We start from the raw sequence: 20,261 nt of genomic DNA, 5'->3' as shown, positions 1-20,261 counted from the left end.
TTGGGTAAATTACCCAATACAGGCATAGTACGGTGCTAGGGTATTATTTCCATGCACCGTACTGTTTTATTACAAACAGCGGTGGTTATTTATGAGACAGAACAAGCTGTTCTAATTGTTCTCGGTTGGTCTGTTTTGTATCAACTTTGACATACGCACTGAGTTCTTCTAGTGCGATGACAATATCTTTTACACCCGCCTGTGACAATATTTTCTTTTCTAAGATATCAGGATTATTCAATTGCTCAGGTAAGACAATCCTGATGCTGCTGACATAAGGTGGTTGACGTAGTGTCAGGCTGATAATAAACCAGAGTGCGGTTAGCACAATACCCCCCATAAATACCAATGATGCGCCTTGCAGTTCATAGAGCATTCCACCGAGGAAGCCTCCCAATGCGACACCGAGGAATTGGCTGGTAGAGTAAACACCCATCGCCGTACCTTTGTAACCAGCGGGGGCTTCTTTACTGATGAGTGATGGTAAAATAGCTTCCATAATATTAAAAGCGAGAAAGAACACCTGAATACCTGCAAAAATTCCCCAAAGGTGTGAACCCACTGACCATAAAACTAATTCGGCGATGAATAACAGTCCGATGCAAAGTAAAAATACCTGTTTCATACGGCGTTTTTTCTCTGCGTAGATAATGAAGGGTAAAACAGCAATAAAAGAAATGAGTGTGGTAATTAAGTAAACTTTCCAGTGTTGCTGTGGTGGAAAGCCGGCTTTTTCCATGATGAGGGGGAGGGCAATAAAACTCGACATCAATAAAATATGCAGGCTGAGAATGCCAAAATTGAGTTTTAGTAGCTGAGGGTCAGAGAGTACGCGCCGAAAACTGCCACGGGCAATTCCAGACTCGCGATTCAGTATGTGTTTATGCGCAGACGGTACAGCAAACAAGGTGATCAAGATACCACAACTGGCCAGGATCGCTATTGCTCCAAACAGACCATTTAACCCTATTTGGTGTGTGATGATAGGGCCGACAACAATAGCAAAGGCGAAGGTAATACCAAAGCTAATGCCAATGAATGCCATAGCTTTTGTACGATTCTGTTCGCGGGTAAGATCAGAAAGTAATGCCATGATTGCAGCAGATATTGCACCAGCACCCTGTAAGGCTCTGCCGATAATAATGCCCCAAATAGAGTCGCTCAAAGCTGCAATGATACTGCCTAGTACAAAGATGAGCAGCCCACCGATGATTAGGGGTTTTCTACCGATTCTGTCTGAAAGCAACCCGAATGGGATTTGAAATATTGCCTGTGTTAAGCCGTAGATGCCAATAGCAATCCCGATCAGGGCTTCGCTGGATCCCCGTAACTCCAAGCCGTAGGTCGTTAAAACAGGTAGAACCATGAACATACCTAACATGCGTAGAGAGAAAATGGAACCTAAGCCCCACGTTGCTCGAAGTTCAAGCGGAGTCATTTTATTATCGTTCATGGATACCTCAAAAAATTCGATATGACATTTCACTTAAATGGGAATATGCCACCGTAAAATGCTAATTATCTTATTAGTAATTAAATCATATGGATAAAAAGTAACGTTTATAAATAAACAAGTTGTAAATGAATAAAGAGATAAGGGAAAGGAAAAGAGGGCAGGGGTAGACCTTGCCCTCTTGATATTACCGAACGTAAGTCAACAGAGTTTCTGGAGATGCTGTTGAATCGACAGACATCATGACGCTCAAAGACATGATAGCGACAATAGAAAACATAAATAACTTACGAGCCCAGATACGATCATTAGCAGTTTTATAACCCGATAATGCCATACCTAGCCACCAGATACTCACTGCGGCTGCTACGATGAGGTATTTGTAACCTGCGTAGCCGCTGATTGTCAGCATCAAGGTGGCAACCATAAAGGCCAGGATATACAGGGTGATGTGGTTTTTCGCCACAGAAATACCCTTAATTACTGGCAATACTGGAATGTTGGCGGCCTGATAATCTTTGAACCGAAAAATAGCAATGGCGTAAGAGTGGGGCATTTGCCATAAACTGAAGATTAACAACAGTATCAATGCCCCTGTGTCAAACTGCCCCGTTACTGCACAATAACCAATAACTGGAGGTGCCGCACCTGACAAGCTACCAACCAGCGTGCCGTAAACAGATTTTCTTTTCATGTAGAGGCTATAAACCCCAACATAAATCAAAAACCCGATGAGGGCTAACTGCATTGCTAAGGCATTGGCTGCTACATAGAGCAGCACTATGCCAGCAATACCTAACACTGAAGCGTAAATCAGGCTGATTTTCGGATCGATAAGCCCTTTAACAAGGACCCTGTTTTTCGTTCTCTCCATGATTCGGTCAATATCGCGGTCGATATAGTTGTTAAATACACAACCAGATGCAACTACTAGCGATACCCCGAGCATCGTAGCAAAGAACAATGGGTAATCTATTACGCCCTTGGAAGCGAGTAGAAAACCTCCAACCACAGAAATTAGATTTCCGAAAATAATTCCTGGTTTGGTCACTTGCAGGTATTGCTTAATCATTCAAGTCAACTCTTTAATCAACCATCATATTGATGTTCAGGTTGTACATAATCCACAGAGAGCCGACAACAACGATAGCGATGACGAGCAATGTGAATATCAAAGCGACGAGGTTCCAACGTTCTTCAGACGATGTGTTCATGTGCAGGAAATAGATAAAATGCACGAAGATCTGAATCACAGCCATGCCGATAACTGTAAGTAGGATTGTGCTTTGGGAAGCACTGCCATCCATCACCATCCAGAATGGAATTACGGTCAGTATGACTGACAGGATAAAACCAATCATATAGGTTTTGAAACTGCCGTGGTTGGCACCGGAATGAGAAGTATTTGGATGACTCATTACATAGCTCCCATCAGATAAACGACAGTAAATACACAAATCCATACTACGTCGAGGAAGTGCCAGAACAGGCTCAGACAACTCAGACGAGTACGATTCACTTCAGTCAGACCACGGCGTGCAACCTGAACCATCATAATAATAATCCAGATCAAACCACAAGTGACGTGGATACCGTGAGTGGCAACTAAAGCAAAAAAGGATGACAGGAATGCACTGCGATCAGGGCCAAAACCTTCTGAAATCAGTTTATGGAATTCATAGATTTCCATCGAAACGAAGCCGAGGCCGAACAAGAAGGTAATGAACAGCCACAGGTTAACTTGACCAGCTTTACCTTTGTTCATGCTCAGCATGGCGAAACCATAGGTGATACTGCTGAACAGTAGCAGGAAGGTTTCGACCAGAACAAATGGCAATTCAAAAATATCTTTACCGGATGGGCCACCTGCCGTGCCGTTGGCCAGTACTGCATAAGTGGCGAACAGGCTTGCAAACAGAACCAAGTCACTCATCAGGTAGATCCAGAAGCCAAATATCTTCATGGAGCCTGCGTCATGGTGCCCATGATGCTCATGGGCGGCTGTGTTGTTAAGGGTTTGAGTCGACATTATTTCACACCTGCCTTTCTCAGTTCTTCATAATGCTGATTTTCAGTTTTTTCGACTTCAGCTACAGGAACGTAGTAATCAACATCTTCGTCAAAGCTTTTCACGATCCAAGTGATGATAGTACCGGCGAAACTTGCGATAGCCAGCCACCAGATATCCCAGATCATGGCAAAGCCGAAGACCAAGAGGAACGCACTGATAATGATGCCCGCGCTTGTGTTTTTAGGCATATGAATTTCTTCATATTTAGCCGGACGTTTATGAGCAGTGTCTTTCTCCTTCATATCCCACCATGCGTCGCGAGTCTGGATATGAGGAACTTCAGCAAAGTTATAGAATGGAGGCGGAGATGAAGTTGACCATTCCAGAGTACGGCCACCCCATGGGTCACCAGTCAGATCACGGTTTTGTTCACGGTCACGGATACTGACGTAGAATTGGATAACCTGACACAGAATACCAAGAGCGATTAAGACAACGCCACCCGCTGCAACAACCAGCATAGTGTGGAATGCAGGGTCGATATCTTGACTCAGACGACGGGTCATGCCCATGAAGCCCAACGCGTACAGTGGCATAAAGGCTACGAAGAAACCGGTGATCCAGAACCAGAATGCACGGATACCCCATTTTTCGTTCAGTGTGAAACCAAACGCTTTCGGGAACCAGTAAGCAGTACCTGCGAAGCAGCCGAATACCACACCACCAATAATAACGTTATGGAAGTGAGCAATCAGGAACAAACTGTTATGCAGAACGAAGTTCGCGCCAGGTACGGCCAGCAGAACACCTGTCATACCACCAATGGAGAAAGTGACGAGGAAGCCAACAGTCCACAGCATTGGGGTTTTAAATTCGATACGACCACGGTACATGGTGAACAGCCAGTTGAAGATCTTAACCCCAGTTGGGATAGAGATAATCATCGTGGCGATACCAAAGAAGGCGTTGACGTTCGCGCCAGAGCCCATCGTAAAGAAGTGGTGCAGCCATACAATGAACGACAGAATGGTAATAACAATCGTCGCCCATACCAGTGAGGTATAACCAAACAGGCGTTTTTTCGCGAAGGTTGCTGTGACTTCAGAGAAGATACCAAAGACAGGCAGAACCAGAATGTAAACTTCTGGATGACCCCAAGCCCAGATCAGGTTGATGTACATCATCATATTGCCGCCCATATCATTGGTGAAGAAATGGGTGCCCATATAACGATCCAGAGTTAACAGTGCAACAGTGACTGTCAGGATTGGGAATGCTGCAATAATCAGTACGTTAGTACACAGTACGGTCCATGAGAAGACTGGCATTTTCATCATAGACATCCCTGGCGCACGCATACGCAGGATAGTCACGAAGAAGTTAACGCCCGTCAGTAATGTACCGATACCGGAGAGCTGGAGACTCCATATCCAATAATCAACACCAACCCCAGGGTTGTATAATTTACCTGATAGAGGAGGGTAGGCCAGCCAGCCTGTCTGTGCGAACTCACCTACACCGAGGGAGAGGTTGATCAGTACGACACCGACAACGAATAACCAGAAACTCAGTGAGTTCAGGAATGGGAAAGCAACGTCACGCGCCCCGATTTGCAGGGGAACTACGATGTTCATCAGTCCGACAACGAACGGCATTGCCATGAAGAAGATCATGATAACGCCGTGGGCGGTAAAGATTTGATCATAATGGTGCGGGGGCAGGAAGCCGGCTTCACCTGCGGAAGCAAGAGCTTGCTGTCCTCGCATCATGATGGCGTCAGCGAAACCGCGAACCATCATGACCATGGCAACGACGATATACATGATACCGATTTTTTTATGGTCAACGCTGGTTAACCATTCGCTCCAGAGCCATTTCCATTTACGGAAATAAGTTAAGGTACCGACAACCGCCAGTCCCCCGAGAAGGATTGCAATCAGAGTCACCACAATAATGGGTTCATGTAGTGGGATTGCATCCAGTGTTAATTTTCCCCACATGCCTTTATTCCTCAACACCTGCATGAGCCGGCTGACTCATATGCATATTATGATCCGCAGCTTCACCATGTTCTGTTTTGCCGTGACCTGCCGTACCAAACATACCACCATGTTTCATGTCACCCATGAATTTGGTGATAGTTTCTTGGAACAGCTTTGGTTTCACGCTTGAGAAGTATTCAACAGGATTATTTTGGCTTTTTTCAGCTAAGTCATTAAACGCCTGCACAGTATCCAGGGTTTTAGGTGATGCCTTAACTTTCTGCACCCACTGTTCAAAACTTTCACGATCAGGCGTTGCTGTTGCAGTAAATTTCATGCCAGAGAAGCCTTCGCCACTATAGCTTGCTGAGAACCCCTTGTATGTATCCGGTGTGTTGGCAATCAAGTGCAGTTTTGTCTGCATGCCTGCCATCGCATAAATCTGACCGCCTAACTGTGGGATGAAAAAGGAGTTCATCACAGAGTCTGACGTGATTTTGAAGTTCACGGGAACATTGGTAGGGAATGCAATTTCGTTTACTGTTGCAATGCCTTGTTCTGGGTAGATAAATAGCCACTTCCAGTCAAGGGAAATAACTTCAATCGTTACCGGTTTTTCTTCATAGTCCAATGGCTTATATGGATCGAGTTCCTGAGTCGTTTTCCATGTAATGGTTGCCAAGACGATGATAATCAGAATAGGCACAGTCCAGACGACAAGCTCAATTTTATTTGAGTGTGCCCAGTTTGGACGGTAAGTAGCAGATTTATTGGCTTCCCGGTAACGTAAAGCAAAAATGATTGCCATTACGATAGCCGGAATAACAACGATCAGCATCAGGCCAAACGCTGTCAGTATCAGCGTTTTTTGCTCAACGCCGATCGCCCCTTTGGGATTCATCAATACCATATCACAACCGTTTAGCATTAAAGTGGCTGCGAGTAATGACGACAACCCAATAGTTTTTTTGTATTTCATAAGTCTCATTGAGCGACCCCAGATAACAAAAGCTTTATTGTCGTTTCATCAGTGCGGGCATTCTACGGTAAGGTCACCGGAGTGTAAACAATTGTAATGGAAGCAAGATAGCTTGTAGGCTTTTTATGTTAGAGGGATCACATGTGATGTGAAATTTAACAAAAAGTTAACTTCGGATGGTTATTTTAACCAAGAGTTCAAAATAAGTATTTATTTTAAAATAATTTTCTATTTTCAAAAAGAAAAAATTGACGAAAGTCAAAGAAAATAGGGCTAAAAAAGTGTTTTTCACAATATGATAATCGTTATTTATCGGTGTTGATGAGCAGCTTGTTGCTGCTCATCAGTTAAATTTATTTTAGAAGTTATATTTTATACTGTAAACAATACCATCCTGCAAGAAATCTTCGCCTAATTTGTTATCCGCATAACGGTATTGAATCCCAGTAGTAAAGGAAGGATGTGGAGTCCACCATAATCCGACAGCACCATTGATACCCTCGCGGCCACCGTTGCCGTAGCGCTGATTACGGTTCAACTCAATTTCATTCCAGTTCGTAATACTGAATTTTTCTTGCCAGAGTTGGAAATCGTACCCTGCAACCCAGCCTACGACATAACCGTTATTACCTGAGTAGAAAGTTTGGTCAACATAGTGAAGTGCGACAAAAGGTTTGAACCAAACACCAGCAAGTGTGGTGTTATAGCCCAATCCATAGAGAGTATTTACTTCATGGAAATTGCCACCGTTAGCTTTGCCTGGCAGTGAATAGGTACCATAAACATGGCCATAAAGGTTGAAACCAGTATCGCCGAGATAGAAACGACTTGTGGTTTTGAAAGTGTAGCGCTGGTTATCACCGGGTTGTGCAGTTTTGCTGTTAAATGGATTTTCTAAATCAAGGAAACCATATAGTTCGCCCCAACTGAACCCTGCTCCACCTTCTAGTTCCAAATAAGCAAAGTCATCTTTATGTGAGGTCTGCCCTGTTTTTTGAGTGGTGTGTTTGGTCCAGTCAAGGTAGTTCATGCTGACATTGGCAAAACCCCACTGGTATTCCGCGCTGGCTGATGCAGAAACCAAGGCAGTAGCAACTGCGGTGAGTGTCAAAATATGTCTTTTCATAAATTCCCTTTATATGGTTTTAGGATAAACAAAGATGTCTTGAATGGTTCGGAATAAAATACATTCGGATAATAATATTTGTTAGTGTGAATATAAATGTTCCGCTCTTAAAAAAGACGTTTTCCAAGTCACATAATGGCTGTTTTTTATTTTTATTGTGAAGTTTATCACTAAAATAAGGCAGCCAAAGGTTGAACCCTGCCAACCTTTGGTTTTTAAGAAAATGCATCTAAGATGCTGTAGTGGGTGTTCTGGGAGAACACATTAAGCGAGTTTGGTTTTCCTCAAAGCTAAATAATCCAGCACTCCCCCCAATAGAAGTCCTACAGTACCCATTGCGATACTGAATGAGAATACGGGTGAAATTGCTTTTTGAAGCCCATCGAGGACGATAAAATGAGTGATACTACTGATGATAATTATCAGGCAGCTACAGATTAACCAAATTATAAATATGGAAGCGGCGAGCAGCATGATAATGAAGGCAATCCGATAATAGCTCTTGAATAATGTGCGGGAAATGAAATTATCGTTTTTTTCGGTATAAGTCAGTGTCTTACGGCAGATAAACAAAAGCCACAGACCCGGTAATCCGATGAAAATGGAGAACAGATAAAACATAGGCCAGCCATGAGATTCAGCGAACCACCCTGCAACCGGGCCGACATAAACCCGTCCAATTGCGGCTAATGCAGAAAGCAGAGCAAATTGTGTCGCTGAAAATGATTTATTGCATAAGGTCATTAACAGGGCGACAAACGCTGCTGTTCCCATGCCACCACAGATATTTTCCAGAAAAACAGTGGCCCCCATCACGTAGATGTCTTTGGGAGTGACGGCAAGTATCCAATAACCCAAATTTGAAACGGTCTGGAGAATGCCAAATATCATCAGAGCGCGAAACAGGCTCCATTTATGCATCAAATAGCCGCCATATAGAGCGCCTACAATGGTAGCAGCCAGACCGAGGGTTTTATTGATCATACCGACTTCAGCAGCAGTGAAGCCAACACCACGTATAAGGAACGTTGTACTGAGAGAGAGCGCAAACGCATCAGCAAGCTTATACAGTACAATTAATAGCAGGATAAGCCAGGCATTGTTTCGGCTAAAGAAATCAGATAAGGGTTCGAATACTGCCTGATGTAATGTTTTTGGTGGCGCTGTATTAATTTTTGGTTCTTTGGCAGTAAGTGTGGCATAAACACCAATGAGCATCATACCTGCCATTATCAAGTACATATTCTGCCAGCCAATATAGGTGGTCAGCCACAACGCCAAACCACCGGAAACCAACATGGCTATCCGATATCCCAGAACGGAAATTGCAGCACCTGAACCGCGCTCTTCCTGTGAAAGTAAGTCGGTTTTATAGGCATCAAAGATAATATCTTGGGAAGCGGAAAAAAATGCGACAGAGACGGCTAATGCTGCGAGCCACCATAAATGTTCAGATGGTTTGAGGAAAGCCATTGTGGCAATACTGACGATAAGCAGGAGCTGAGTCACCAGCATCCATCCCCGCCGCCGCCCTAAAAATGAGGGCGAATATCTGTCCATTGCCGGAGCCCAGAGGAATTTAAAGACATAGGCTTGACCAACCAAAGTGAAAAAACCGATGGTTTTGATATCCAGATTTTCAACTGTCATCCATGCCTGTAATGTTCCTCCCGTGAGTGCTAGGGGTAGACCAGAGGCAAAACCTAGTAAAAGAAGGATGTAATAATTGCGTAGTGTGGATAGCTTATTGAGATAATGATTAGTCATGAGCCTCCCAAGAAAACTTTCTGCACATTACCTAACTGGGCAGAGTTTGGCAGAAAGTTTTTTCATCTCCTGTTAGCGAACGTTTTGTTTGATGAAGGTGCTGACTGACAAATCTTGGGCCATGTCTGCGATCACGTCAGATAAGACTGTGTTTACGGCATCAGCAATTTTCGCATTTGTTGCACTTAATGGCCCTTGAACATTGTAGCTAGTGCGATAGTTTTTGATCTGCTGACTGCCATCTTGGGCATAAACAATAATGGAGATTTCTGCTTTTGTAGAAATATCGTGGCGTAGACTCCCTTCCTTAACATTGGCATAAAGCTGATTCACAACGACTTGCAAGTTGGCATTGGCAGGGGAACCAATCATATAGCCGCGGGCTACCATTTGCTTTTCCAGTGCTTCTTGGAGTAAAAACCGTAAATCACGGGAAGGTGTCAGGGTAACCAGTCTGGCATCGCGATTAACTTGGGCCAGTGCTTGAGATTGACGATGATCGACCCCACTAATACTGATTGTGATCGCTTTCATTGTCGGATCTACGGGTGGCAGGGTAATTTTTGGTTGAATTGCCAATGTATTGCCGGAGTTTGCACAACCAGCTAAAAAGAAAAGTGCAAGCAATGAAGTAAATATTTTTTTTAGCATGTAGGTTTTCTCATTCAGTATACGGATACGCGATATATTAATACAGGTAGTATAAACAGTCGCAATCATAGCATTGCCATTGGTAGCGGCATATCCCTAATGAATGCTTGAAACATAGGGAGAAATACCCCAAGTAAATTCTGTTAAAGATATTTGGCTACCCTGATGTTATAACTCACGGGAAATAAACTAGAATCAATTATATGGTTGATAAATAACCTTTGGTGATGAAGGAGAATGGGATGGTTCGTCAGGAAATAGAAATAAAGTTACAGGCGGCATTTAAGCCTTCTCATCTGGAAGTGATCGATGAAAGTTATCGTCATAATGTGCCAGCAGGTTCTGAAAGCCATTTTAAAATAATTGTGATCAGTAATGAATTTGTCGATCAGAGAATGCTTAGCCGCCATCGCTCAGTATATAGTGTCTTAGCTAAAGAGTTGGAAGAAGGCGTACATGCTTTAGCGCTTCATACTTATACGGAAAAAGAGTGGGCAGAATTGGGAGACACTGTTCTAGCTTCGCCTGCATGCCGGGGAGGAAGTACGACGACGTCAGGTTTGTGATTTTTCCGGGTTAGACTATATATCCTGCTTAATTTTTTATTTTATTAATCTGATTTTAATTTTAGACTGCAGCCTTCGGGCTGTATTTTTGTATATATTCACACCGGATAGACGATATCGTGATGCAGTCATTGAGCCATGTTTATCACAGAAGTCAACGAATATTGCCTGCTTTTGTCTGCAATTCTCGACTCATACTGTCTGCGTCGCTATAATGCTGCGTCTGAATTTTTAGAATGGTTTCGGGACGCTTCTGATCACAGGGATTCTCGGTTTTTAAATACGACCGCCCCGGTTCTTGATGAGTGTTGTAATCAGCCAGTTTTTCAGGCACTACGACATTCTGAAGTTGACCGAGCACTATGATTTTTTTGAGGTAACAAGATGCAAGTTTCTGTTGAAACCACTCAAGGCCTTGGGCGTCGTGTATCAATCACCGTTCCTGCTGCCGACATTGAAAAAGCAATTAGCAGTGAATTGGTTAATGTAGCGAAAAAAGTCCGTATCGACGGTTTCCGTAAAGGCAAAGTGCCTATGAATATCGTCAAACAGCGTTATGGCGCTTCCGTTCTGCAGGATGTTCTTGGTGATCTGATGCAACGCAATTTCGTCAATGCGATCATTGAGAATAAAATTAATCCAGCAGGTGCGCCAAGCTATAAACCAGAGCAGTTTAAAGATGGTGAAGACTTCATTTATGCTGTTGAGTTTGAAGTTTATCCAGAGATCGAACTGAAAGGTCTGGAAGAGATCGAAGTTGAAAAACCGGTTGTTGAAGTTAAAGATGCAGACGTTGACGCGATGCTGGAAACTTTGCGTAAACAGCAGGCAGATTGGAAAGAAATTGATGAAGCAGCGGCTGCGGAAGATCGCGTAACTGTTGACTTCACTGGTTCTGTTGATGGCGAAGAGTTCGAAGGCGGCAAATCAACTGATTTCGTTCTGGCAATGGGTCAGGGCCGTATGATCCCTGGTTTTGAAGAGGGCGTCGTTGGCCACAAAGCGGGTGAAGAATTTACCCTCGATGTGACTTTCCCAGAAGATTATCATGCAGAAAACCTGAAAGGGAAAGCTGCGACGTTTGCTATCAATCTGAAGAAAGTTGAACAGCGTGAACTGCCAGAACTGACCGAAGAGTTTATCAAGCGTTTTGGTATTGCTGACGGCACTGTTGATGGTCTGCGTGCTGAAGTGCGCAAAAATATGGAACGTGAACTGAAGAACGCGGTTCGTAGCCGTATCAAGACTCAGGTCCTTGATGGTCTGGTTAATGCGAACGAAATTGAAGTTCCAGCAGCGGTTATCGATGGCGAAATTGATGTGTTGCGCCGTCAGGCTGCTCAGCGTTTCGGCGGCAATGAAAAACAAGCTCTGGAACTGCCACGTGAACTGTTCGAAGAGCAGGCAAAACGCCGCGTTGTTGTTGGTTTGCTGTTAGGTGAAGTCATTAGCAGCAATGAGCTGAAAGTTGATGAAGATCGCGTTAATGTGCTGATCGAAGAGATGGCTTCTGCTTATGAAGATCCAAAAGAAGTGATCGAATACTACAGCAAAAATAAAGAAATGCTGAACAACGTCCGCAACATTGCTCTGGAAGAACAGGCTGTTGAATTTGTTCTGAATAAAGCAAAAGTTTCTGAAAAAGAAGCCGGCTTTAATGATCTTATGAACCAAAATCAACTGGCATAAGTTTCATTTATTGATTACCTGAGATAATGAAATTTCTCTCAGTAATGCAAACCCGCAGGCTATGCTTGCGGGTTTTTTTATTGTCCTTGAAAAAAACAGATTTAACCTCATATCCTTTCTTACTATTATGTAAGGGCTTACTACTTTTTAGGGGGAGAAAGCCCTCTGTTAGTTAACTTTGGATCATGGTCATCATCGCTTATCTCAAGTAGAATCAGTTATGAATGGCACCAGCGTGAGTTCTATTAGGAGACGGAAATGTCATACAGTGGCAAGCAAGATCAATATGCACCTAACATGTCTTTGGTGCCGATGGTGGTTGAACAAACTGCACGTGGAGAACGTGCATTCGATATTTACTCCCGTTTATTAAAAGATCGAATTATTTTTCTGACTGGGCCAGTTGAAGATCATACGGCGAACTTAATTGTCGCCCAAATGTTATTCCTGGAAGCAGAAAACCCAGAAAAAGATATTAACTTATATATCAACTCTCCGGGTGGGGTTATTACAGCGGGTATGTCTATTTATGACACGATGCAATTTATCAAGCCGGATGTGAGTACTATTTGTATGGGGCAAGCCTGTTCAATGGGTGCATTCCTGTTGACAGCTGGAGCAAAAGGTAAGCGTTTCTGTCTGCCAAATTCTAGAGTCATGATTCACCAGCCATTAGGTGGTTTCCAAGGGCAGGCGACAGATATTGAAATTCATGCGCAGGAGATACTCAAGGTTAAAGCTCGCATGAATGAGTTGATGGCGAAACATACTGGCAAACCACTTGAGAAGATCGTCGAAGATACAGAACGCGACCGTTTCTTATCAGCTGCAGAATCCGTAGAATACGGTTTGGTTGATAGTATATTTACCCAGCGCAACTAATTTATTGACAATTACTTTATTACTCCGGCGCTATAATTTTAAGGGCGTTTTTTTTGTTGGCGCCTTACTCGGCGGAGTAATGACAGCGTATTTTCTGTTATGCCAGATAAACTGGGATAACAGCCCATAAAGTGAGGTTGACTGATGACAGATAAGCGCAAAGACGGTTCAGGAAAGCTGCTGTATTGCTCTTTCTGCGGGAAAAGCCAACATGAAGTTCGGAAATTAATAGCTGGCCCGTCAGTGTATATCTGCGACGAATGTGTCGATTTATGTAACGATATCATTCGCGAAGAAATTAAAGAACTAGTACCACACCGTGAGCGTAGCGCCTTGCCTACCCCTCATGAAATTCGTCAACATCTGGATGATTATGTTATCGGTCAGGAAACGGCGAAGAAAGTGTTAGCAGTCGCTGTTTATAACCATTACAAGAGACTGCGTAATGGGGACACTAATAACGGTGTGGAATTAGGAAAGAGTAATATTCTGCTGATTGGCCCAACAGGTAGTGGTAAAACCCTGCTTGCTGAGACACTCGCCCGTTATTTAGATGTGCCTTTTACTATGGCTGATGCTACGACACTGACTGAAGCGGGTTATGTCGGTGAAGATGTAGAAAATATTATCCAGAAACTGCTGCAAAAGTGTGACTACGATGTGCAGAAAGCGCAGCGTGGGATTGTGTATATTGATGAAATAGATAAGATTTCTCGCAAATCTGATAATCCGTCAATTACTCGTGATGTCTCGGGAGAGGGCGTTCAGCAGGCACTTTTGAAGCTGATTGAAGGTACAGTGGCAGCGGTTCCACCTCAAGGTGGCCGTAAACATCCACAGCAGGAATTTCTTCAGGTTGATACCTCTAAGATCTTGTTTATCTGTGGTGGTGCATTTGCAGGATTGGACAAAGTTATTAGCCAGCGTTTGAATGTCAGCTCGGGTATCGGTTTTAGTGCTACAGTTAAAGGCGAGTCAGAGAAAGCAACAGAAGGCGAATTGCTTGCTCAGGCTGAACCGGAAGATTTGATCAAATTTGGGTTAATTCCTGAATTCATTGGCCGTCTGCCAGTTGTGGCAACATTGACTGAACTGAGTGAAGAAGCACTGATTCAGATCCTGCAAGAGCCGAAAAATGCGTTGACCAAACAGTATCAGGCTCTGTTTAATCTGGAAGGTGCTGAACTTGAGTTCAGAAAAGAAGCACTGACAGCGATTGCGAAGAAGGCTATGGCGCGTAAGACTGGTGCACGCGGTCTTCGTTCAATCGTAGAAGGTGTTTTGTTGGATACGATGTATGACCTGCCATCAATGGAACATGTAGAAAAAGTTGTCGTTGATGAAGCGGTTGTTGAAGAGAAATCAGCGCCATTATTGATATATAGTAAGCCGGATGCCCAAGTTTCTGGTGAGTGATGAAAATAGGGTAGGAAGTACCGATTATCAATATGTATTGAAAAAATAAAAATGAGGGATTCTCCCTCATTTTGCTTTTTGCAGGCATAGGCTATTGAATGTGAGATTCCTGTCCCCATATATTTTGTATTCTTTGAAGTGAAACTCGTGAAAACCGTGTTTCACGAGATTCCTAAAAACTGGCGAAAGCTAAACGAAGAGAGAGCTCTATGAACCCTGAGCGTTCCGAACGCATAGAAATCCCTGTATTGCCTTTGCGCGATGTAGTGGTTTACCCACATATGGTGATCCCTCTGTTTGTTGGGCGTGAGAAGTCGATTCATTGCCTGGAAGCAGCAATGGATCATGACAAACAGGTCATGTTGGTCGCGCAAAAAGAAGCATCCACTGATGAGCCGGGAGTCAATGATCTTTTCTCCGTAGGTACAGTGGCTTCTGTGTTACAGATGTTGAAACTGCCAGACGGCACAGTAAAAGTTCTCGTTGAGGGTTTGCAGCGTGCCCGTATTACAACATTGACGGATAATGGTGAGTACTTCTATGCGCAGGTTGAATATCTTGAATCCCCTGTCATTGATGAACGTGAGCAAGAAGTTCTGGTAAGAACCGCCATCAATCAGTTTGAAGGTTATGTCAAACTAAACAAGAAGATCCCGCCGGAAGTATTGACATCATTACACAGCATTGAAGATTTAGCAAAACTGGCAGATACCATTGCTGCCCATATGCCTTTAAAAATCAACGATAAACAGACTGTTTTAGAAATGTCTGATGTTGTTGAGCGTATTGAATATCTGATCGCAATGATGGAATCAGAAATCGATTTGTTACAGGTAGAAAAACGTATCCGCAATCGCGTCAAAAAACAGATGGAAAAAAGCCAGCGAGAGTACTACCTGAATGAACAAATGAAAGCGATCCAGAAAGAATTAGGTGAGATGGATGATGCACCTGATGAATATGAAACGCTGAGACGTAAGATCGAAGACGCTAAAATGCCGAAAGAGGCACGCGAAAAGGTCGAAGCCGAGCTGCAGAAATTAAAAATGATGTCTCCAATGTCAGCGGAAGCGACGGTGGTACGTAGCTACATTGACTGGATGGTACAAGTTCCTTGGGTTGCTCGCAGCAAGGTGAAAAAAGATTTGGTCAAGGCGCAGGAAGTGCTGGATATAGATCATTATGGTCTGGAACGCGTCAAAGAGCGTATCCTTGAGTATCTGGCAGTACAAAGCCGTGTCAGCAAAATCAAAGGGCCGATTCTGTGCTTGGTAGGGCCTCCTGGCGTAGGTAAAACCTCACTGGGCCGTTCTATTGCGCGTGCAACTGGCCGTAAATATGTTCGCATGGCACTGGGTGGCGTACGTGATGAAGCAGAAATCCGTGGTCATCGCCGTACTTATATTGGTTCGATGCCGGGTAAACTGGTTCAGAAGATGTCCAAAATTGGGGTCAAAAATCCACTGTTCCTGTTGGATGAAATTGACAAAATGTCATCTGACATGCGTGGCGATCCGGCTTCTGCATTGCTGGAGGTTCTTGATCCTGAACAAAATGTGACATTTAATGATCACTACCTTGAAGTGGATTACGATTTGTCTGATGTTATGTTTGTGGCAACGTCCAATTCGATGAACATTCCGGCGCCACTGCTTGATCGTATGGAGGTTATTCGTCTGTCGGGTTATACCGAAGACGAAAAATTGAACATTGCCAAGCGGCATTTACTGCCAAAGCAGATTGAGCGCAATGCTTTGAAAAAAGGTGAATTGGCCATTGATGACGGTGCGATTCTCGGTATTATCCGTTACTACACCCGTGAAGCTGGTGTACGTAATCTAGAACGTGAAATTTCCAAATTGTGCCGTAAAGCTGTTAAGGCATTGTTGATGGATAAGCAGCTTAAGCACATCGAAATCAATGCGGATAATCTGAAAAATTATCTGGGTGTTCAACGTGTGGATTATGGTCGTGCAGATACTGAGAACCGTGTTGGTCAGGTGACTGGCCTTGCATGGACCGAAGTGGGTGGTGAACTGTTAACGATTGAAACAGCCAGCGTGCCAGGTAAAGGAAAACTAACCTATACGGGGTCGTTGGGTGAAGTGATGCAAGAATCCATTCAGGCAGCCTTGACTGTGGTTCGGGCTCGTGCCGATAAACTGGGTATCAGCTCTGATTTCCATGAAAAACGTGATATTCATGTCCACGTACCTGAAGGTGCGACACCAAAAGATGGCCCAAGCGCGGGTATTGCAATGTGTACTGCGTTGGTTTCCTGCCTGACAGGTAATCCAGTTCGTGCCGATGTTGCTATGACAGGCGAAATCACTCTGCGTGGTTTAGTACTGCCTATTGGTGGTTTGAAAGAAAAACTGCTGGCAGCTCATCGTGGAGGGATTAAAACCGTCTTGATTCCAGATGAAAATAAACGAGATCTGGAAGAGATCCCTCAGAATATTATTCAAGATTTGGAGATCCATCCTGTTAAGCGCATAGAAGATGTTTTGTCTATTGCTTTACAGTCTCCTGCGTTTGGAGCAGAAGCAGTATCACTAAAGTAGTACGAAAATAGTGAGCTAACTCAAGAAGTTTGTATAAAATTTAGGTTGGCGAGTATATTAAGGCTTGCCAGCCTTTTTTTGTCTCATTAAGTTAGTTTAATCCAAATATCCGATTAAATATTTTGCTGTTCCATGATTTTTTGCTAATACTGGAAGGGATTGATATAACGGCACGGCTGTCGCGTTATCCGTTAGAGATCGGTATTTGTTACGATAGTAAAACTAAATGGGGATGATAAGAGTGAACAAGTCACAACTGATCGACAAAATTGCTGCTGATGTAAATATTTCCAAAGCAGCTGCCGGGCGTGTAGTAGATGCATTCATTTCTTCAGTATCTGATGCATTGAAAGACGGTGATGATGTCGTTTTGGTAGGGTTCGGTACTTTTACTGTACGTGAGCGTGCTGCTCGTACAGGGCGTAACCCCCAGACAGGCAAAGAAATCAAAATCGCAGCAGCAAAAGTACCCGCTTTCCGCGCAGGAAAGGGACTGAAAGATGCTGTTAATGAGTAATGAATATGAAACATCCTCCCTCGCTTTGGCCATTACAGTTAAACTTAAACTGACGGGGCGGGGTTGATAGGTTAGAATATAAGCGCATCAACCAATTGGTTGATGCGCTTTTTTTCTCTTAGCGTTTGAATTAGCGTAATATGGTAGTTTCTTTTTCACTAAAGCGGAGTTTTACGTCTTTATGATGGACAACCTACGCACGGCGGCAAACGGTCCTGTGCTTAAAATTGTATTGGCTCTAATTATCCTGACCTTTGTTTTGACAGGTGTAACAGGCTACCTGTCAAGTGAAGGTGGTAATTATGCTGCCAAAGTGAATGGTCAAACCATTAGTCGTGCTCAATTAGAGCAAGCATTTCAGCAAGACAAAATTGCGTTGCAGGATAGACTGGGAGATCAATTCTCAACTCTGTTAAGTGATGAGCAAAAAGTACAACAAATTCGACGCAATTCACTGGATCGCCTCATCACTGTTGTTCTATCAGATCAATATGCACGTAAGCTGGGCTTGTCAGCAAGCGATGAGCAGGTTAAGGAAGAGATCCGTAACCTACCTTTTTTCCAGACAGATGGTAAATTTGATAACAATAAATATCTGACCTTGCTTACCGGTGCAAACAGAAGCCCAGATAGCTTTGCTGAACAGGTTCGTCAAGATCTGATTAACCGTCAATTGATGTCGATATTGACGGGTTCAGAAATTGCTTTGCCGACAGAGATCAAACAGGAAACAGCGCTGGCCTTTCAAGAAAGAACGGTTCGTTTCGCTACACTTGAGCTGAAATCTATTGAAGCACAGCAAAAAGTGACAGATAAAGAGCTGAAAAACTACTATGACGTTAATAGCAAGAGTTTCACCGTGCCAGAAAAGGTGAAAGTCAGCTACATCAAGATGGATGCTGCGGATGAGTTGAAAAGTGTCACCGTATCTGATGCCGATATTGAAAAATATTATAAAAACAATTTGCCACAGTATACGCAGATCGAGCAAAAAAAATACAGTCTGGTTCAATTGGTGTCTGATGCTGAAGCTAAATCAGTTTTGGATGAATTAAAGAAAGGTGCTGATTTCAGCAAATTGGCGGCAGAAAAATCGACAGATAAATTTTCTGCTCAAAAGGAGGGAGATCTGGGTTGGATGGAAGAAAGCTCTCTACCTGATGAGATTAAGTCAGCTAATTTGATAGAAAAAGGGCAGCTTTCTGGCGTCATCAAGCTATCTGGTGGATATGCTATTTTCCGTTTAGATGATATTAAACCTCAGATAGTAAAATCACTGGTCGATGTGCGTTCGGAAATAGAAAAAATCGTTAAACAGGAAAAAGCGGTTGATGCATTCTATGCATTGCAGAGAAAAGTAAGTGATGCCGCTACCAATGATAACGAATCTTTGGCTGCGGCAGAAAAGGCAGCTGGTTATAAGGCTGTGACGACTGACTGGTTTGATCGTGACCACATTCCTGCTGAAATAAATTTCGGTTCGGTGGTTCAGACTATTTTCTCTGGAAATCTGATTGATGATAAAGGGGCATCAGGAACTAACTCCGATGTTATTTCTGTGGATGGTGACAGAGCCTTTATTGTTCGTGTTGATGATGCCAAGCCAGAAACTATCCAGCCTTACGAGCAGGCCAAAACTCAGATTACCGAATTATTAAAACGCCAGAAAGCTGAAAAGCAGTTGCAGCTTGAAAGTGAAAAACTGCTGGTTGCTTTGAAAGAAGGTAAAGGTGAGCAGGCATTGAAAGCAGCTGGGATTCAGTTTGGTGCCTCCACTGTGATCAAAAATTTATCACAAACTAATCAGGCTACTAATGTAGCATTTACTTTGCCTCATCCTAAAGATGGCAAGTCTGAGTATGGTTTAGCCCAAGATGGGCTTGGTAACGCTGTGCTTATCCAATTGGATAAAGTCGTTCCAGGTTCTGTTTCAGAAGAACAGGTTAAACAATACATAGCGGAGTATCAGTATCAAATCGGTACTTTCATGCTGGAATCATTGATGATTAATTTGCGTGATGATGCCGAGATTAAGATGGGGCAGATTGAATAAAATTGCGAAGCTTCTCGCAACTATTTTTGCAAAACAACAATTGAAAAAGGCCACTTTTGTGGCCTTTCGCATATTTGAACCTTTCTTCTTGTCCAGAAATTCTGTTATGGCAAGCTTTCCTCCGTCAACAAAACACGGAGGAATTTATATGAAATATTTAAGGACACTATTTAATTCACTTGTTATGGTTTTTTGTATCAGTATTCCGTTATCTCATGCAATTGCAGCGGATGAATCACCTGATAAAGCTGTGAAACAATCTACTAATCAACACAAAGCTGCTATTGAAAAAAGTGATGTGAAAGAGGGGAAAGAATTAGTCTCAGAAAAGGAAATACAGGGAAAAGGAAGCATCAATATCAATACGGCGAATGCTGAACAATTAGTGAAGGAACTCAATGGTGTTGGCGCCAAAAAGGCTCAGGCGATTATTGAATACCGTGAAAAATATGGCCAATTTACGGCAATTGAGCAGTTGCAGGAAGTTCAGGGCATTGGCCCTGCTTTAATAGAAAAAAATCGGGATAAATTAACCTATTGATCATCAAGCCCTCTTGGTGAATACCATGCTAATCGCATCAAGAGTCAAGAGGGCTGTGATATTG

18 protein-coding genes are annotated in these 20,261 nt (G+C 43.3%); 8 read left to right on the top strand and 10 right to left on the bottom strand.

Annotated elements, in window-relative coordinates; genetic code table 11:
* Nucleotides 1-85: 85 nt before the first annotated feature.
* The 9 genes from PSI22_RS05185 to PSI22_RS05145 form a co-directional block, all read right to left on the bottom strand.
* Nucleotides 86-1,453: an MFS transporter gene (locus tag PSI22_RS05185; protein ID WP_273578850.1), complete on the bottom strand. Its 1,368-nt coding sequence runs from the start codon at nucleotides 1,451-1,453 to the stop codon at nucleotides 86-88.
* Nucleotides 1,454-1,640: 187 nt separating this feature from the next.
* Entirely contained in the window at nucleotides 1,641-2,525 is an 885-nt protein-coding gene (gene cyoE / locus PSI22_RS05180; RefSeq protein WP_038187514.1) for a heme o synthase, read from the bottom strand.
* A 13-nt stretch (nucleotides 2,526-2,538) separates the two neighbouring features.
* Nucleotides 2,539-2,871, bottom strand: a complete 333-nt coding sequence (locus tag PSI22_RS05175; RefSeq protein ID WP_273578849.1) for a cytochrome o ubiquinol oxidase subunit IV — start codon at nucleotides 2,869-2,871, stop codon at nucleotides 2,539-2,541.
* The gene (locus PSI22_RS05170; protein ID WP_273578848.1) at nucleotides 2,871-3,482 is read right to left on the bottom strand and encodes a cytochrome o ubiquinol oxidase subunit III; all 612 of its coding nucleotides are present in this window, start codon (nucleotides 3,480-3,482) and stop codon (nucleotides 2,871-2,873) included. Before PSI22_RS05170 ends, PSI22_RS05175 begins: the two co-directional genes overlap by 1 nt.
* Complete coding sequence (gene cyoB, locus PSI22_RS05165) at nucleotides 3,482-5,464, bottom strand: cytochrome o ubiquinol oxidase subunit I (RefSeq protein WP_273578847.1); 1,983 nt, start codon at nucleotides 5,462-5,464, stop codon at nucleotides 3,482-3,484. Before cyoB ends, PSI22_RS05170 begins: the two co-directional genes overlap by 1 nt.
* 4 nt (nucleotides 5,465-5,468) lie before the next feature.
* Nucleotides 5,469-6,434 carry a cytochrome o ubiquinol oxidase subunit II gene (cyoA, locus tag PSI22_RS05160; protein ID WP_273578846.1) on the bottom strand — a complete coding sequence of 322 codons (966 nt, stop codon included), beginning with the start codon at nucleotides 6,432-6,434 and terminating at the stop codon, nucleotides 5,469-5,471.
* Nucleotides 6,435-6,783: 349 nt separating this feature from the next.
* Nucleotides 6,784-7,551, bottom strand: coding sequence for a nucleoside-specific channel-forming Tsx family protein (locus PSI22_RS05155; RefSeq protein ID WP_273578845.1), 768 nt, complete (start codon nucleotides 7,549-7,551; stop codon nucleotides 6,784-6,786).
* Nucleotides 7,552-7,815: 264 nt separating this feature from the next.
* A complete protein-coding gene (gene ampG, locus PSI22_RS05150) occupies nucleotides 7,816-9,318 on the bottom strand; it encodes a muropeptide MFS transporter AmpG (RefSeq protein WP_273578844.1) in 1,503 nt (500 codons plus the stop codon).
* Nucleotides 9,319-9,390: 72 nt separating this feature from the next.
* Nucleotides 9,391-9,969: a lipoprotein gene (locus PSI22_RS05145; RefSeq protein ID WP_012988143.1), complete on the bottom strand. Its 579-nt coding sequence runs from the start codon at nucleotides 9,967-9,969 to the stop codon at nucleotides 9,391-9,393.
* 242 nt (nucleotides 9,970-10,211) lie between these two features.
* On the opposite strand from PSI22_RS05145, the gene bolA reads away from it, so the two are divergent.
* Complete coding sequence (bolA, locus tag PSI22_RS05140) at nucleotides 10,212-10,535, top strand: transcriptional regulator BolA (RefSeq protein ID WP_238098965.1); 324 nt, start codon at nucleotides 10,212-10,214, stop codon at nucleotides 10,533-10,535.
* Between the two features lie 154 nt (nucleotides 10,536-10,689).
* Here bolA and PSI22_RS05135 read toward each other — a convergent pair whose 3' ends face one another.
* The gene (locus PSI22_RS05135) at nucleotides 10,690-10,896 is read right to left on the bottom strand and encodes a hypothetical protein (protein WP_273578843.1); all 207 of its coding nucleotides are present in this window, start codon (nucleotides 10,894-10,896) and stop codon (nucleotides 10,690-10,692) included.
* 23 nt (nucleotides 10,897-10,919) lie between these two features.
* On the opposite strand from PSI22_RS05135, the gene tig reads away from it, so the two are divergent.
* From tig to PSI22_RS05100, 7 genes are all read left to right on the top strand, one after another.
* Nucleotides 10,920-12,224, top strand: coding sequence for a trigger factor (tig, locus tag PSI22_RS05130; RefSeq protein WP_273578842.1), 1,305 nt, complete (start codon nucleotides 10,920-10,922; stop codon nucleotides 12,222-12,224).
* Nucleotides 12,225-12,482: 258 nt separating this feature from the next.
* Nucleotides 12,483-13,106, top strand: a complete 624-nt coding sequence (clpP, locus tag PSI22_RS05125; protein WP_273578841.1) for an ATP-dependent Clp endopeptidase proteolytic subunit ClpP — start codon at nucleotides 12,483-12,485, stop codon at nucleotides 13,104-13,106.
* Nucleotides 13,107-13,250: 144 nt separating this feature from the next.
* Nucleotides 13,251-14,522: an ATP-dependent protease ATP-binding subunit ClpX gene (clpX, locus tag PSI22_RS05120; RefSeq protein ID WP_038187542.1), complete on the top strand. Its 1,272-nt coding sequence runs from the start codon at nucleotides 13,251-13,253 to the stop codon at nucleotides 14,520-14,522.
* A gap of 209 nt (nucleotides 14,523-14,731) precedes the next feature.
* Entirely contained in the window at nucleotides 14,732-17,086 is a 2,355-nt protein-coding gene (gene lon / locus PSI22_RS05115; RefSeq protein ID WP_273578840.1) for an endopeptidase La, read from the top strand.
* Between the two features lie 241 nt (nucleotides 17,087-17,327).
* The gene (gene hupB, locus PSI22_RS05110; RefSeq protein ID WP_049778807.1) at nucleotides 17,328-17,603 is read left to right on the top strand and encodes a nucleoid-associated protein HU-beta; all 276 of its coding nucleotides are present in this window, start codon (nucleotides 17,328-17,330) and stop codon (nucleotides 17,601-17,603) included.
* 181 nt (nucleotides 17,604-17,784) lie between these two features.
* Nucleotides 17,785-19,656 carry a peptidylprolyl isomerase gene (gene ppiD / locus PSI22_RS05105; protein WP_273578839.1) on the top strand — a complete coding sequence of 624 codons (1,872 nt, stop codon included), beginning with the start codon at nucleotides 17,785-17,787 and terminating at the stop codon, nucleotides 19,654-19,656.
* Entirely contained in the window at nucleotides 19,649-20,197 is a 549-nt protein-coding gene (locus tag PSI22_RS05100) for a ComEA family DNA-binding protein (RefSeq protein WP_370689002.1), read from the top strand. The genes ppiD and PSI22_RS05100 overlap by 8 nt, the downstream gene beginning before the upstream one ends.
* The last annotated feature ends 64 nt before the right edge of the window (nucleotides 20,198-20,261 follow it).

Origin of the sequence: Xenorhabdus aichiensis (genome assembly GCF_028598775.1) — a bacterium.
In the GTDB taxonomy this organism is placed as follows: domain Bacteria; phylum Pseudomonadota; class Gammaproteobacteria; order Enterobacterales; family Enterobacteriaceae; genus Xenorhabdus; species Xenorhabdus bovienii.
Note: the sequence above shows the minus strand (reverse complement) of the source record. Positions and strands in the feature narration are given on the sequence as shown.